Here is a 15,564-nt window from a genome sequence, read left to right as displayed (position 1 = left end):
CACCCTCTCTCTCCACTGCTGGACCTGGGTCCCGCGGCGCGTCAGGGTCTGATCCCGCTGATGGTGCTGGCACTCAACTTCAAGCTGGTGGGACTGGCCCTGATGGCGTTGGTGGCCGTGGTCTTCACCGGTTTCCGCTTCCTTTCGTGGTCGAGGTTCTCCTACTGCGTGGTCGACGGCCTGCTGCGAATCGAGCACGGCGTGCTGAGCCGTCACCTGCGGGAGGTCCCGGTCACCCGGATCCAGCAGGTGGATCTGCGCCGCCAGATCCGACACCGGGTGGCTGGAGTGGTAGCCGTGCGTGTCGACACGGCCGGGGGCGGGAGCCAGGCCGAGGTGGTACTCGACTGCCTGTCCGATGAGGCCGCGCTGGCCCTCCAAGGAGAGCTGCTGGACCCGCGCCATCGGCTGGGGCCAAACCCCGACGATCTGATCGCGACCGGCAGTGGCGCGGAGGTGAACCCCGGTCCGCCTGGAGTCGGCTCGCCTTGGGGGGACCAGAGCTCCCAGAGTGATGGATCGATCGGCTTCCCCGGGATCACGCCGCCGGAGCCAGGCGCGGTGCTGCCCCCTGTGCCGGTCCGTGGGGCGGGCGTCCCGGGTCTGTCCGCGGAAGGCGGTTACGTTCCCGTCGCCGGTGGTCCGAGTGAGGTTCTGGTCTCGCTGTCCACCAGAGACCTGGTCAGGGCGGGTGTCACCGGGTCCAACCTCTTGGCCGGGCTATCGGTCGTAGGTCTGGTGTTCCTGGTTCTGGGTGAGCTTCCCGATGAGGTGGCGGAACAGGTCGGCGGTCAGGTGGTGGCTCTCATCGGCACCTTGATCATCACGGTGCTGGTGGTGGCCGCCGTCATCCCGTTCTTCTTGGTGGCCGCGGCGGGCGCCTCCATCCTGCGAGATCACGGCTTCACCCTGGTCCGCTACGACAACGACCTTCATGTGCGCCGGGGCCTGCTGGAGCAGAGCGAGATGACCCTTGCTCTCCACCGGGTACAGGCGGTCTGGATCACCGACAACCCCCTTAGGCGCCGGCTGGGCTACGTGTCGGTGGCCCTTCAGAGCGCGGGCGGCTCGAACGTTCCGTCTGGCGAGAGCAGCTCGACCCTGACTGTTCCCCTGGTGCGTCGATCGGAGTTGGACTGGCTGCTCCGGGCGGTCCTGCCGACGTTGAGCGGCTCTCCTGGCGTGGTCGAACCGGACCTGGCGCCACGGCCGCACGCCGGGATGCCATCTCCACGTCGTCCTGGTCTGGACCGGGGAAGCCTCGGTGCCGACCGTGGGCCGGCTGCGGTTGCCGGTGTCAGCTCGAGCCCGAGTCAACCTGATCAGACGGATAGCCGGGGTGACGTTGACGTCGTCGCCAACGGTCCTCTCGATGGTCTGCCGGTACCCCTGTTGGCTGCACCCCGATCGGCTCGCCGACGTTGCCTGGTCCGCTTCGGGGCACCGGCTGGGGTCTTCGCTCTGGCCATGCTGGTCTTGAGCGGGGCGGCCTGGGGTTCGGTGGGGATCCTCGTGGTGCCGGTGGCGATTGCGGTGGGTCTGGCGCGCTATCGGGCCCTCGGCCACGCCATGGCCGCGGGCACCGTGCTCGCTCGAACAGGTGCGGTGTTTCAACGAACCTCGGTGGTCCCGGTGGCTCGTACCCAGAGCGTCAGGGTCGAGTCGTCTCCTTTCCAACGTCGTCTCGGCCTGGCCACTCTCAAGGTTCAGGTTGCCGGTGGGGGACGGACCGTAGCCCTGGTCGACCTGGACCGGAGCCGCTGTGAACAGTTGGGCGGTCATGCTCTTGGCTCGGTCGAAGCCCGACGAGACGAGGCGGCCGCTAGACGCCGAGCTTCGCTCGACGCGCGCCAGACCCTGGTGGGCATCCGGTAGAGCCAACGGTTCCTGTCGGGTGACTGCCCAACGCCCTGCCACTGCTGCCGCGGGTGGGAGCGTGGGCGGGACCAGTCCGAGACCAACTACCGTTCGCAGCCGTGATCCTCTCCGACCGAAGCATCCGTGAAGCCCTGAGGAACGGCCGCATCGAGATCGATCCCCTCGATGAGTCCTGCATTCAGCCGTCGTCGGTCGATCTCACCATCGATCGGTTCTTCCGTGTGTTCCGCAACCACACCGCGGGTGTCATCGACGTGAAGGAGAACCTCGAGGACCTCACCGAACTGGTCGAGATCCCCGATGACCCCGATCGGGCCTTCATGTTGCACCCCGGAGAGTTCGTGCTGGGTTCCACCGCCGAGCGGATCAAACTGCCCTCGGACCTGGTCGGACGCCTGGAAGGTAAGTCCAGCCTCGGCCGGCTCGGGCTCCTGATCCATTCCACCGCTGGGTTCATCGATGCCGGATGGGACGGGCACATCACCCTCGAGCTCTCCAACATCGCCACTCTGCCCATCACCTTGTACCCGGGCATGAAGATCGGTCAGATCAGCTTCCTGGCCATGACCACTGCCGCCGATGTCCCCTACGGCTCGGCCGAGGTCGGGTCCAAATACCAGGGACAGCGTGGCCCGACGCCGTCGCGGTACTGGGAGAACTTCGAGTCGCCGGCCTGAGCCACGAGCCCGGAGCCTGGGTTCAGATCGAATCAGCGGGTCCGTCCCCCGGGGAGACGGTGAACGGGCTGATGGTGCCGATGTCGATCAATCCACGATCGGAATCGAACGTGAGCTGGCGGGGGATCCCATAGGCCAGGGCCAACAAGCTGAGCACGGCTCCGAGCGTCACGGCCCGAGCATCGGCTGGAAGAGCCTCATCCCACACCAAGAAGGTGGCCAGGTTGACGATGCTGTGCCCCATTGCCATGGGCAGCACCGAACCCGACCGGTGGACCAAGGCCGCGGCCAGCACCGCGAAGGCGATGAACGGCAGAACCCCGCCCGGGCCATCCATCTGGTCTTGATGTCCAGGAAGCAGGACGAACCACGTCCCCGCCAATGCCAGGCCAGCCAGGCGGGCGCGGGCCTTTCCGACGCCTCCGTACATGAGTGCCACCGAAAACACCGCGGGCGCGGCCAGGCGGTACACGAGCTCCTCGCCGGTAGCGGCCAGGGTCAAGGCCCAGAAGTGCGATACCTCGGAGCGGAGCGCATATAGGGCCAACAGGGTGATCAGCACGCCGCCGGTGAGGATCCAGTACCAGGCGGCAACCCGTCGCAGCGACGACCGGCCGAAGAGCCGGTCACCACAGGCAACGGCCAACGCCAGACCAGGGATGATCGACAACGAGATCGCCATGTCTCCCACTTGCAATCGAGGGGTGACGCCGACCAGTACCGCCACCTCGGTGATCACGGTGAGGGTGGCGGCCACCAGCACGATCCGGCGCCGACTGCCTGGTTCGCCGATGTCTGGTCCGGGTTCATCGGGCGGGAGGATGGGTGGGAACAGTCGAAGGTGGCGCAGGCTCACGACGTGACCTCGACGGACCTCGGTGTGCTTGCTCTCCGATGCGACTCGACATCGCCTGGCAGGTCGGAGCGGTTGTTTCTATGTTGATCTGCGCGCGCAACCATGCCCATTTTGGCCCTTCGGTCCAGGACGGCCGGCGGTCACACTACCGGCTGAACCTGCCTCTTTCGGGTCGGTGCCTGGCCTCAGTTCGCTCGGGCGTTACCCTCGGCGCTAGGTCTCGAGGGCCGGTACCGAGGAACGGGAGGGCCAGGAATGGGCGTGAAGAATGCGGGTGGGACCGTTCCGGGCCGGGCCGAGACCCCCGACCAGAACTGGAGCACCCGGTTCACTCCCGGGCTCACCGAGGGCGGAGCGCAATGGCGTCGCCACCCCGCGGATGTGGCCCGCCTCGTCGCCGCCCTGCTGACCATTGCCGGTGGGGCTCTCGTGGTGGCGGTGTACCCCGGGGATCTCCGGTCGATCTCAGCCGACCTGGTGGCGTTGGCCAGCCACGTGCCCGACCTGGCCCAGCAGGGGCTTTGGGTGTCGTCCAGATCTTGGCTCTGGCCACGCCGCTCGTCCTGGTGGCGGTGGCGATCAGGTGGCGTCGCCCCGTACAGACCGGTCTCGGTGTCTTGGCCGGCCTGGTGGCTGCGGCCACGGTGGCTGGTCTTCAGAGTTGGTTCGACCGGGCTACGCCGGTGGCCGTGGAACGGAGTTTGAGCCTTCGGAGTTGGGTCACCGGCTCGGCCTTCCCGTCAGCGAGCTACCTAGCAGCCCTGGCCGCTGGGGTGACGGTGCTCAGCCCGTCGTTCTCACGGAAGTGGCGCCGGTTCATGTGGCTGTGGATCTCGGGGTTGTGCCTGGTTCGGGTGTTCAGCGCGGTCGCTGTGCCCCTCAACCTGTTGACCACGGTAGCGGTGGGTGTCGCGGTGGGTTCGCTGGTGCTCGTGCTGGTCGGCTCCCCGGCCCGTCGATTCGACCTGGCGTCACTGGTCGAAGCCCTAACGCGCATCGGACTCGACGTGGAGGATTTGATGCTCGATGCCAGGGGAAGCGGCCTCTCCCGGCGCCTGCGAGGCACGTCGGCGGGCAACCCTGTGGTGGTCGAGGTCGTCGGTAGAGACGAACGCGACGCCGACCTGCTGGTGAGAGCGGTGCAGACGCTGAGGGTCAAGGGAATCGACGAGGACCGGCCGGGATGGTCGCCAGCGGCCACCGTGGAGCACCAGGCCCTGTGCAGCCTCCTGGCGGCCGGGGCCGGAGTGAGAACACCGGAGATCATCGGGATCTCCGAGACCGCCGACGGGGACGGCGTGATCGTGGCCACAGACGTGGCCGGGACCAGGCTGGCCGCGCTCGACGACGCCGACCTGAACGACCAGGTGATAGCTCAGACCTGGCAGCAACTCGACCTGCTGCACCGACGAGGATTGACACACCGGAGACCAAACCTCGACCACTTCGTGCTGGACGGTTCAGGCGACGTGTACCTGCGAGGCTTCAGGGCAGCACAGGTGGCCGCGGACAGCCGCCTGATCGGAACCGACGTGGCCGAGTTGTTGGTGGCCCAGGCCGCACGCATCGGTGTCGAGCGGGCCCTCGATGCCGCGATGGCCCACGTCGACCGAGCCATCCTCGAAAGCGCTCTGCCGATGGTGCAGCCGTTGGCGGTGTCAGCCTCGACTCGCGCCGAGGTGAAGGAGCACGCTGACAAATCCCTGTGGGACGAGGTGAGGACCGGGCTCCAGGATCGACTCGGGTTGGAGTCCTACGAACTGGTCAAACTCGACCGCGTCAACCTCGGGACCTTGGTGAGTCTGTTCGGTGGCACCGTGCTCGTTTACGTGCTCCTGGCCTTCGCCTCCAACTGGGCTGAGATCCGAGAGGCACTGGGCGATGCCGATTGGAGCTACCTGCCCGGGCTGGTGGTGTTGTCGCTGATCGGGTTCGTGGGCGGGGTCTGGTCGCTGAAGGGGGCGGTCACGGTGGTGCTTCCGTTCTGGGAGACGCTTCAGGTCATGTACGCCCAGTCGTTCCTGAACCGTTTCACCCCCGCCAACGCCGGAGGCATGGCACTGCGGACCCGCTACCTACAGCGCTATGGCGTCGACGTCACCCTCAGCGCCGCCTCCATCGGGTTGACCAGCGCGGCCAGCGGGGCCATGCAGGTGGTGTTGCTGGTGGTGTTCGCAACCTGGGCCGGATCCTCGACCGACCTTGGTTTCAGCCTCCCCGATTCGGCCTTCATCGCCCGGATCCTGTTGGCGGTGCTCGCCCTGGGTGGACTGGTCTACCTGACGCCGTGGGGCCGCAAGCTGTTGGGCAAGGGCTTCGCGAGCATCCGGGAGGTTGGTGGGGAGCTGTTGGTTCTGGCCCGGGACCCGCTGAAGGTCGTTCAGCTCTTCGGTGGGGCCCTGTTCTCCAAGACGACCACCCTCATCGCCTTTGCCCTTTCGGTTCAGGCCTTCGGCGTCTATGGCATCGGGTTCGCAGCGTTGTCCCTGGCCTACATGACGGCCAACACGGTGGCCTCGATGGCCCCGACGCCGGGTGGGGTGGGTGCCATCGAGGCGGCTCTGGTCGCGGTACTCACCGGGCTAGGTGTGGAGGCGGCCTCGGCCCTGTCGATCGTGCTCGTGTTCCGCCTGATCACCTACTGGATGCCCGTACCGGTGTGCTGGTTCTTCCTCGGTCGGGTCCGTCGGGCCGGCATCGTCTGACCCGGGCTGTTGCCTACGCAGCAGCGAAGACGTCGGCCGTTAGGACGGCGACCGAGCTCCGCCGGAAGGCTCCGCCTTTCGGTGGATCGAGGCTAAGGCGGTCGCTGCTCGTGGGTCGCCGGTGAGACCGAGGTCAGAGTTGGCGACCCATGCGGAGGATGTCGGTGAAGGCGTGACCCACCCCGATTGGCATGACCCGGGGAGTGGCCTCCTCGGGTTCGGGATCAGGCTCGGCCAGGTCCGGGTCGAGCACCATCTGGATCGCCTGGACCAGATCGCGCTCGTGGAACGGGCGCTGAAGGACCCGTTGAACGCCGTTGGCCAGGCACCAGTCCCGGGTGGCTTCACCGTCGACCAGGGCGATCACCCCAGCGGGGTAGCCACGAGTGGAGAACGCTTCGGTGATGCTGGTGAGCTCGTGAAGTGCGGTGGCCTGGGTGTCCAGGATCACCGCCAACGCCAGCGAATCGACGCTGGTGTCGACCACGGTGGCGGGGGCAGGCGAATCCAGTCGCACCACCCGGTGTCCGGCTCCCTCGGCCACTCGGGCCACGAGCTCGCGGGACATCGGGATCGGGATGTGCGACCAGAACGGTGGCTGCACCCTCCGCGGTCAAGCGGTCAGTCCTCGACGGTGGTGAGCATTCCGGCGGTGCGCTCGGCTTCGCCGGTCTCGATGGCTTCCAGGAGATGCATGGCGATGTCGGCGACCTTGACGTCTTCGTCCTTGCCCATGCCCTTCACGCCGTCGTCGATCATGATGTAGCAGAACGGGCAGGCGGTGGCGACACGACCGGCGCCGGTCTCGACCAGCTGCTCGGATCGGGCGTCGTTGACCTTGGTGCCGATTGTCTCCTCCATGAACATGCGGGCCCCGCCGGCACCACAGCACATGCCCTTGGTGCCGTTGGCCGAAGCCTCCACCAGGTCGATGCCAGCGAGGTTCCCGATGACGTTGCGGGGAGCCATGTAGACGTCGTTGTGACGGCCGAGGTAGCACGAATCGTGGTACACGATGCGCTCTTCGAGTCGGGCTTCGGACAGGTCGAGCTTGCCCTGGTCGATGAGCCACTCCAGGAACTGGCTGTGGTGGACCACCTCGTAGTGACCGCCGAGCTGGGGGTACTCGTTCATCAAGGTGTTGAAGCAGTGCGGGCACTGGGTGATGATCTTGCGCACGCCCATGCCGTCGAGGGTCTCGATGTTCTGCATGGCCAGCATCTGGAAGATGTACTCGTTGCCCGAGCGGCGGGCGGGATCACCGGTGCAGTTCTCAGACGGTCCGAGGATGGCGAAGTCCACGCCGGCTCGTTGCATGAGCTTGGCCATGGCCTGGGTGACCTTCTGGTTCTTGTCGTCGAAGCTGCCGGCGCATCCGACCCAGTACAGGTACTCGTGGTCGAAGGCCTCCGAGCCGTCCACGATGGCGACGTCGTCGACCTTGGAGGTCCATGCGGCACGATCGTTCTGGCTCATACCCCAGGGATTGCCGGAGTTCTCCATGCCGCGGTAGGCGCTGCCGAGCTCGGTGGGGAAGTTCGACTCCATGAGTGACAGGTAACGGCGCATGTCGAGGATCTTGTCGAGGATCTCGATGTTGACCGGGCAGATCTCGTCGCAGGCCTTGCAGGTGGTGCAGGACCAGACCTCTTCGGGGGTGATCCGCTCGAACAGGGAGCTGGATCCGATGGTGATCTCGGCCACGGTGCTGATCGGAGGCGACACCGACGGGGTGCCCGAGGCGGCCATGACCTCGCCGGTCTTGAGCACGATCTCTCGGGGGTCAAGAGGCTTGCCGGTGGCGTGAGCCGGGCACACACTGGTGCAGCGGCCGCACATGGTGCAGGCGTCGGTGTCGAGGAGTTGCTTCCAGGTGAACTCCTCGACGGTGGAGGCACCGAAGTTCTCGAGCTCGGTCTCCATGAGGTTGGGCATGGGGCGCATGGCGCCCTTGGGGCGGTCCTTGTCTCGCAGGTACATGTTCAACGGCGACGTGAACATGTGGCGCATCATCGTGACCGGGAGGATCACCAGGAACACCACGAAGGAGAAGACGTGGGCCAGCCACCAGATCTGGTGGCCTCCGCTGAGCGTGGACATGCCGTCGATGGCGGTGGCGATCGGATACCCGATGAACGACCACTTCTCGTAGTCGGGGGTACCTTCCAGAGCGATGCGCCAGGCCTCGGCCCCGAGCCCGGTGACCGCCAATGCCAGCAGGGTGCCAAGTCCGAGGACGTGGTCGGCCTTGGACTTGATGCGGATGCGGTACGGACGAACCACGTAGCGCCGGACGATGGCCCACACCACACCGACGAGGAGGCCCAGACCCGCCAGGTCACCGACGAAGGAGTAGGCCTGGTAGGTGGTGCCGTGCAGGAACTTGAGTCCCTCGGGGAGCTGGTGGTTGATCTCCAAGATCGTGGTGACGGCGAGGAGGATCAGGAACGAGAAGTACAGGAGGCTGTGCATGAGCCCGGCGGCGGGATCTCGCAGCAACGTCTGCATGTAGACGCCGGAACGGAAGTCCTCCAGGCGACGCTTGGCGTTCTGAGGTGTGGTGCGACGGTTGTCGGGCGTGCCCCGTTCCCAGTTCTTGACCCGCATGGCGAACATGACGGCGCCGTAGACGATCACCAGAGGGATCACGATGTAGAACGCCAGCTTCACCGCGCTCGGGATGTTGCCGAACACGTGGCGCTGAACATGTGAGTCGTCATGCCATTCGGTGATGAGCGGCACGACGCCTGACGTGGCCGTGAACAAGGCGATCGCCGCACCCAGCCCTATCACCAGGTGGTGGGGCTTGATGTTGGCGGGGGCCTTCTCGGCGGTGGTCTCCTCAGTAGCCATAGCACGGAAACCTACTCGCGACATCGCGTCCGGGCCGAATATCAGAGCCGCTCGACGTGGACCCAGGTGGTCTCCTCGCGGACCGACGGTGTGGGTCAGGGGGTGGACTCGAGGGTGAGCTGGTGAAGGGTCAGATCGGTGAAGGTGGTCTGTTGGCCCGAGGGGAGGTGGCCCACGTACCAACCGGCCTGGCCCGGATAGCTCCACTCCGGGGGAAGACGAACCGAGCCGGTGTGGTTTGGGTCGTTCCATGGCGGTTCGGGCGTTCCGGCTCGCCATCCCTTCACCGTCACCACATCGCCGGTGACCCGGGCGCACACCCGCCACGGGAACGGGGCGAGTTGTTGGTTGGGCCAGAACACCCGGTTCAGGTCGACAGTGCCGTGGGTGGTCCAGCCCGACGGGTTCCGGGTGTCCCAGGTGAGCACGTTGAAGTTCCAGTTGGCACCCCAAAGCACGTTCTTGAGGACCGTCACCGCCCGCCAGCGCCCTTCGGGTTGGTCGGCGCGGATCCGCAGGGCCAGACCCTGCTGGGTGCGGAGATCGGTCTGGGTGCTCCAGGTCGCGCATGCCTGTTGGTCGATCGAGGAAGGCTGGGCGGAGGGGAACAGCACCATCCTGGTGTTGGTGCCGGTGTTGGTGGGTGGCCCGGAGAGTTGAACCGTGCCCTTGACCGCGCTCGACGTATAGCCGTCGGCACCGTCTCTGGTCAGGTAGCGAAAGACGAAGTTGGGTCTGCTCGAGCCGTCATAGGTCGGGGTGGCCACCCATTCGCATCCGGCGACGAACAGGAGAACCGAGAGAACGGCAACGTTGGCTGTGGATCGGGCGCGGCTGCGCCGTCGGAACACGACGGTCGGAGTGGTGGTGGACGGCATGGTGAAGGTCGCGCCCTCCTGGGTGCGAAGTCGCGGGGGCGCGAGCCTTCCGTCACGTACCCCGCCGGGTCAAGGCGGGAGTGGCTTCCTCAGCCGTAGATCTGGCGGTCCAGTTCGCGGACCCGTGAGGCGAGCTGACCCAAGAGCTTGTGGGCCAGACCGGGGACTTCCTCGATCACGCCAGCGAACTCCCGAGCGCTCAGCACCAAGGCAGTGATCTCGGTGTCGGCCTTCACCCGGGCGGTGCGGGGTCCGTGGTCCAGGAGGGACAGTTCGCCCACTGCGTCTCCGGGACCGACCGAACCGACCTTGCGGCCGTTGCGGCTCACGGTGGCGGTGCCTTCGACGATCACGAAGGCCTCCCTCCCCATGTCTCCCTGGTCAGCCAGCACGGTGCCAGCCTCCAAGGTCACCTCGTTGGATGCCTTGGCGATCCGCTGGAGGTCCTTCTTACTCAGAGCCGAGAACAGCGGGATCTCAGCGAGGTGTTCGAGGTGCTTGCCGCGGGTCGCCATGGGTGGGGAGTGTACGAACTATGAACGGGCCGCGCGGCGATGACCGAGATCGGGTTGCTATGCCGAGGACCGGAGCCGGCGCCGGGCTTCAGCCAGAGACGGATAGGAGGTCGATAACGAAGACCAAGGTGTCGTCGGGGCCGATGTCGGGTGGGCTGCCCATGGCCCCGTACGCCAGGTCACCGGGGATCAGGAGCTGGCGGCGTCCGCCCTCCTTCATCCCCACCAAGCCGGTGTCCCACCCCTCGATGAGCTGTCCGGCGCCGACGGGAAAGGCCACCGGTTCACCCCGTTCGAAGCTGGAGTCGAACACATCTCCGGTGGACAGAGCTTTGCCCATGTAGTTGACCTCGACGTCGACCACCAAGCCCTCGGGGATCTCGTCGCCGCATCCCTCGATCAGGTCGGTGATCACCAGCTCCTTGGCTTTCTGGGTGGGGGCGTCGAGCTCGGGGGAATCGGCGTTGGCGGCGTCAGCCCCGGTGCGGCAGTCCCCGGTCGAGTCGGAGCTCGAGTCGGAGCCGGAATCGGCTGAAGTGCCTTCGGATCCGGCGGGCGAAGTTGTGGTGGTGCTCTCCCGGTTGGTGCTCACCTCGTCACTGTCAGACCCGCAGGCCCCAAGGGTGACCATGAGGGTGAACGCCAAGGCGGCGGCGAAAGGTCGGCGGTTCACTTGGAACCTCCTGACGCTTGGCGGGCCACCGCTTCGGCCGCGGCGCGGATGGCCTCTGGGTCTCCCAGCGCCCGGTCCAGTACCGGCTTGGTCTCCACCGGGCGGGCGTTGTCGTCCAGCTCGTACACGAGCGGGACACCGGTAGGTATGTCGAGCCCACTGATGGCATCGTCGCTGATCCCGTCGAGGTGCTTGACCAGGGCTCGCAAGCTGTTGCCGTGGGCGGCGACCAGGACCGTGCGGTCACCTTCCAGATCGGGCACGATCACATCGAACCAGTACGGAAGCATCCGGGCCCCCACGTCGGCGAGGCACTCAGACGTGGGCAGCACATCGATGGGTACGTGGGCGTAACGGGCATCCGTGTTGGGGTTGTGGGCGTTGCCGGCGCCGATCTCGGGAGGTGGAGTGTCGTAGCTTCGACGCCACACCTTCACCTGGTCGGCACCGAAGCGGGCGGTGGCCTCGGCCTTGTTCTGGCCGGTGAGGTCGCCGTAGTGCCGTTCGTTCAGCCGCCAGTGCCGCTTGACCGGCAGCCACAGCAGCCCCATGGAGTCGAGAGCCAGGTTGGCGGTTCGGATCGCCCTGGTCTGAAGCGAGGTGTGTACGACGTCGGGGGCCAGGCCCGCCTCGGACATGAGGGTCCCGGCCGCGGCAGCTTCAGACCGTCCGAGCTCGGATAGGTCCGCATCCCACCAGCCGGTGAAGAGGTTCTCGGCGTTCCAGGTGCTCTGCCCATGGCGAAGCAAGATCAGGGTCGACGTCATGGGCGGGAGCATACGGTCCGCCCCGCTGGCATCCGAAGCCTGGATCCACCGAAAGGCGGAGCCTTCCGGCTCAGGCGTCCCGACGTCTCCGAATCAGGACTTCTTGGGCCACCGAGGCCACGTGAACCCCGCTCTCGGTGAAGACCTCGCCGAAAGTCAGGCCGCGCGACGAGATGAGTCCATGACAGGCCATGGCGGTGAGGTGCCACTGGTCGGCGCGCATCGGCCGGTGGAACCACAGTGCGTGGTCCAGGCTGAAGGCCACGAACGGGTATTGGTCAACGTCTTCGGGTGCGGGGCGATCGGGGTGCAGTGAGATGGCGGCATCGGTCGGGTAGTCGTCGGACATGTAGGCCAGGGCGCAGGCGTGCAGTACCGGATCATCCCCGAGGTCTCCATTGATTCGCAGCCAGCCGCGGGATCGCCCCACGGTGCCGTCGGAGGGCACGGTGGCACGGTCGAACATCGAGGTCCAGGACTCGTGGGCCAGTTCCTGGTGGTTGGCAACCGGCGGGATGACCGCGGTCTGATCGTCCAGCGCAGCCTCGTCGACCTGGAACGAGGCCGACATGGACAAGATCGCACCGACCGCTTGACGGGCCGTGACCGTCCGGGTGACGAACGACCGCCCATTGCGCACCCGGTCGACCTCGTAGCGCACCGGTTCGGAATGGTCGCCTCGGCGAATGAAGTAGGCGTGGAGCGAATGGACGCGGAACTCGGGCGAGACGGTGGCGGCGGCTGCCCGCAACGCTTGGGCCACGATCTGGCCACCGTAGAGACCACCCCACGGATAGCGCGGACCGAATCCGACGAAGGTGTCGGGGCCATGTGGCTCCAGCGTCATCATGGCCACGAAGTCGGTGGTGGGGTCGCCCATGTCGGGAATCGTGCCACGACCGGGCCGGCACGCCACCCTCCGGCGACGGAACTGCCGTGGCGTACTACGGTCGCGCCTCGTGTCATCTAAGGGGTTTGGACTTCGTCGGCGTGTTCGGGCCGCGGTTTCGCAGCGTTTTTCGAAAGGTCGGCGTACGCGGTTGGTGAGGCGGGTTGCGGACGCCTATGAGGCGGCGTCGTGGTTTCATTTGACGTTGTTCTTGTTCTATGGGGCTCCGATCGATCCTTCGCACGGGTTGACGTGGCGTAAGCGGTTCGGGTTGGCGCGACGCATGCGTCGGAACACGACCAAGATCCAGACCGGGTTGAGCTATCGGGGGCATCTGGCCATTGCGGCGAAGGTGTTGTCGGTGCCGCGTTCGGTTGAGGGTGTGATGGTGGAGGCGGGGTGTTGGAAGGGTGGTACTACTGCGAACTTGTCGTTGATCGCTCAGGCGGCGGGTCGGAGCTTGATCGTCTATGACAGCTTCGAAGGGTTGCCGCCGGCGGTGGAGGGCGATCATTGGGCCAGTGAGATGGGTGAGGGGGCGTTCAAGGGTGAGTTGGAGGAGGTGCGTTCCAACGTCACGCGGTTTGGGGCGGTGGAGGTGTGTGAGTTCCGTAAGGGTGGTTCTCGGACACGATGGGTTCGCACTCTGAGCCGATCGTGTGTGCGTATGTGGATGTGGATTATCAGTCCAGTTTCCATGAGTGTGTGATTGGTTTGTGGCCGTATCTGGTCGATGACGGGTACATGTTCATCGATGAGTACCACCGGTTGGATTACTGCGCGTTGTTCTTCTCGGAGCGGTATTGGCGGACGTATTTCGATCGTCCGCCGCCTGGTTTGATGGGTGCTGGTTCTGGGGTTGGGTTGGGTCAGGTGTTCGTGGGGCCGTTGCGGACTCAGCGTCCGGGTGAGACGCCTTCGACGTTGGCTTGGACTCGTAAGGACTTTTATGCCGAGTGGGATTTCGTGGTCGATGATGCTCCGGCGGTGCCGTATCGGGGTGGTCCCGGGGCTGCTCACGGCCGGGAGGGCTGGACCCTCACCACCGAATCCATGCAGGAACACGAAGAGAAGACCATCGCTCACCTGATGGCCACCGATCCCGAGGCCCGCAAGCTGCTGGAGGAGAAGATCGCGGCCGCCCTCGAAACACCAGAGGGCCGGGCCAAGCTCGATGCCCAATTGGCAGATGAGAGCCGTGAGCTGCTGGCCGCGGCCTTGGAGACCGAGGAAGGCCAGCAGAGGCTGGCCGAGATCCTCGAGCGGCAGGAGGCTGAGTCGGTCGCGGTGACCACGCCTGAGGCCGGCGATGACCTCGAAGGTTCTGGCAGCGAGAACTGACTCTGTGGGGGACCTGGACAGCACGTGGTTACCGGCCCTGGCTGACGCCAGGGCCGGGACGCGCCTTGCCACCGTGTTGTGGTTCGGGGATTCGATCAGCGAGCTGGACCCCTCCGGAATTCCGTTGCCCTGGTACGTGGGCCGAGTCCTGTCGGGCTGGACCGAGACCGTCCAGTACCGCAACGCAGGCGCCGAGTTCACCCCGTCGATGGAAACGACTGGGGTCATGGCATCGGATGACCGGGCCGGCTTGGGCGGCCACTCGGTAGACCTCGAGCCCGGCCAGTCCTGCACCCTGAGCGCCCTCGGTCAAGGCGTCACCATCTTGTGGACACGGCGTCGCGGCGCGGGCTCGTTGGCGGTGACCTGGGGTGGTGATCACCTGGGCACCATCGATACCGATGGTGACGTCGGGGCCTCTCAGTTCACCACCTTCCGACGATCGGCTGGCTTCCTGGCCGAGCCGCTGACGGTCACCGCCGAAGGCTCTGTCGCCACCCTCGAGGGTGTCTACCTTCACGACCGAAACGTCGATCACGGCGTGAGGGTGTGGCCAGCGGCACGCTCTGGAAACACCACCCAAGATTTCCTCGACCACCCGTCATGGGGTCTCGACGCCATCGGAACCCTGAAGCCCGATCTTGTGGTGGTCGCCACCGGAACCAATGTGGCGACCAGTTACGCCGACGAGCTCGACGAAATGATCAAGGCGGTGCGCGCCCGGACCGCGGCCGACCTGGTGATCTGGATCCCGTTCTTGAACAGTTCCTTCACCGCGGAAGAGGCCGCTCAGGGTCGACTGGTGGCCGAAAGCCACGGGTGCACAGTGATCGATGCCGCCGCTGTCCTGGGAATTGCGCCCACAGTTGACGGCGCCCACCCCAACGCGGTGGGAACGGCGTTGGCCGGTGCCCACGCCTCGGCCGCCCTTTCGGGTCAACCCCTGGAGGTTGCGGTTCAGATCGCCGGCCAGGCCGTAGCTTCGCTCCGAGGCGGACAGCAGTGGCGACCCGGTGTGGGCGCGGTCGCCGTTGACGCCCCGGTTGGGTCATCGGTGCTTTGGGGCAAGGGTCATCAAGATGACGATGGACACGAATGGGTGTTGATCCTCGATCAGTTCGCCCGCGAGGTGCTCGGGCTCCCTGGTGCATCGCTCTCCTTCGGGCCCGGTGGCTCAGATCCGGTCGACACCCACCTGTCGCGCGGTGGGCCTGCGCACCTGGTGGTCAACCGAGGAGCCGGCCAGGTCGATCTTGCCCGGCTCAGATTCCTTCCCGCTGATGGTGGCGAGATGGAGTCGGTCGAGAGTGGAGCGGTGACCCTCCAAGCCCGGCGGCTGAACGGACGTACCGAACTGGTTGTCGTAGACGCTGGGGCGAGGCCCGCCGAGTGGTGTCGGAGGCCGATACCGCTGTTGGCGGCGGGGGCGGCTACTGCGCTCCGGTTCCCTGTGCGCTCGCTCCGCCACACCAACCGAGCTCGGTCGGAGCGGTGTTGACACGAGGTCGGGTGGTGTGGCTTCCGATGCCCGT

14 protein-coding genes are annotated in these 15,564 nt (G+C 66.2%); 6 read left to right on the top strand and 8 right to left on the bottom strand.

What is annotated here, in order from left to right; genetic code table 11:
• Positions 1-60 precede the first annotated feature (60 nt).
• Both IPG97_05220 and IPG97_05215 read left to right on the top strand, forming a co-directional pair.
• The gene (locus tag IPG97_05220) at positions 61-1,875 is read left to right on the top strand and encodes a PH domain-containing protein (protein MBK6855962.1); all 1,815 of its coding nucleotides are present in this window, start codon (positions 61-63) and stop codon (positions 1,873-1,875) included.
• 101 nt (positions 1,876-1,976) lie between these two features.
• Positions 1,977-2,555: a dCTP deaminase gene (locus IPG97_05215; protein ID MBK6855961.1), complete on the top strand. Its 579-nt coding sequence runs from the start codon at positions 1,977-1,979 to the stop codon at positions 2,553-2,555.
• 22 nt (positions 2,556-2,577) lie between these two features.
• Here IPG97_05215 and IPG97_05210 read toward each other — a convergent pair whose 3' ends face one another.
• Positions 2,578-3,411 (bottom strand): hypothetical protein, encoded by an 834-nt coding sequence (locus tag IPG97_05210; GenBank protein ID MBK6855960.1) that lies wholly within the window; start codon positions 3,409-3,411, stop codon positions 2,578-2,580.
• Between the two features lie 521 nt (positions 3,412-3,932).
• On the opposite strand from IPG97_05210, the gene IPG97_05205 reads away from it, so the two are divergent.
• Entirely contained in the window at positions 3,933-6,116 is a 2,184-nt protein-coding gene (locus tag IPG97_05205; protein MBK6855959.1) for a flippase-like domain-containing protein, read from the top strand.
• Between the two features lie 133 nt (positions 6,117-6,249).
• On the opposite strand, the gene IPG97_05200 is transcribed toward IPG97_05205, so the two are convergent.
• The 7 genes from IPG97_05200 to IPG97_05170 form a co-directional block, all read right to left on the bottom strand.
• Positions 6,250-6,684: a hypothetical protein gene (locus tag IPG97_05200; GenBank protein ID MBK6855958.1), complete on the bottom strand. Its 435-nt coding sequence runs from the start codon at positions 6,682-6,684 to the stop codon at positions 6,250-6,252.
• Between the two features lie 53 nt (positions 6,685-6,737).
• Positions 6,738-8,969 (bottom strand): (Fe-S)-binding protein, encoded by a 2,232-nt coding sequence (locus tag IPG97_05195; GenBank protein ID MBK6855957.1) that lies wholly within the window; start codon positions 8,967-8,969, stop codon positions 6,738-6,740.
• Between the two features lie 95 nt (positions 8,970-9,064).
• Positions 9,065-9,847: a hypothetical protein gene (locus IPG97_05190; protein MBK6855956.1), complete on the bottom strand. Its 783-nt coding sequence runs from the start codon at positions 9,845-9,847 to the stop codon at positions 9,065-9,067.
• An 89-nt stretch (positions 9,848-9,936) separates the two neighbouring features.
• Positions 9,937-10,362 carry a cyclic nucleotide-binding domain-containing protein gene (locus IPG97_05185; protein MBK6855955.1) on the bottom strand — a complete coding sequence of 142 codons (426 nt, stop codon included), beginning with the start codon at positions 10,360-10,362 and terminating at the stop codon, positions 9,937-9,939.
• 88 nt (positions 10,363-10,450) lie between these two features.
• Positions 10,451-10,993, bottom strand: coding sequence for an FKBP-type peptidyl-prolyl cis-trans isomerase (locus IPG97_05180; protein ID MBK6855954.1), 543 nt, complete (start codon positions 10,991-10,993; stop codon positions 10,451-10,453).
• A gap of 38 nt (positions 10,994-11,031) precedes the next feature.
• Positions 11,032-11,802, bottom strand: coding sequence for a 2,3-diphosphoglycerate-dependent phosphoglycerate mutase (gpmA, locus tag IPG97_05175; protein MBK6855953.1), 771 nt, complete (start codon positions 11,800-11,802; stop codon positions 11,032-11,034).
• A gap of 70 nt (positions 11,803-11,872) precedes the next feature.
• Positions 11,873-12,682: a thioesterase family protein gene (locus IPG97_05170; protein MBK6855952.1), complete on the bottom strand. Its 810-nt coding sequence runs from the start codon at positions 12,680-12,682 to the stop codon at positions 11,873-11,875.
• 163 nt (positions 12,683-12,845) lie between these two features.
• Here IPG97_05170 and IPG97_05165 point away from each other — a divergent pair, with 163 nt between their 5' ends.
• Genes IPG97_05165 through IPG97_05155 form a run of 3 tightly spaced genes read left to right on the top strand, consistent with a single transcriptional unit; the run spans position 12,846 to position 15,530 of the window.
• A complete protein-coding gene (locus IPG97_05165; GenBank protein ID MBK6855951.1) occupies positions 12,846-13,400 on the top strand; it encodes a hypothetical protein in 555 nt (184 codons plus the stop codon).
• 35 nt (positions 13,401-13,435) lie between these two features.
• Entirely contained in the window at positions 13,436-14,032 is a 597-nt protein-coding gene (locus tag IPG97_05160; GenBank protein MBK6855950.1) for a hypothetical protein, read from the top strand.
• A complete protein-coding gene (locus IPG97_05155) occupies positions 14,001-15,530 on the top strand; it encodes an SGNH/GDSL hydrolase family protein (protein ID MBK6855949.1) in 1,530 nt (509 codons plus the stop codon). Before IPG97_05160 ends, IPG97_05155 begins: the two co-directional genes overlap by 32 nt.
• Positions 15,531-15,564 lie beyond the last annotated feature (34 nt).

Source organism: Microthrixaceae bacterium (assembly GCA_016702505.1).
Lineage (GTDB): Bacteria > Actinomycetota > Acidimicrobiia > Acidimicrobiales > Iamiaceae > Aquihabitans.
The sequence above is the reverse complement of the archived record's forward strand: the minus strand, read 5'-3'. Positions and strand labels throughout refer to the sequence as shown.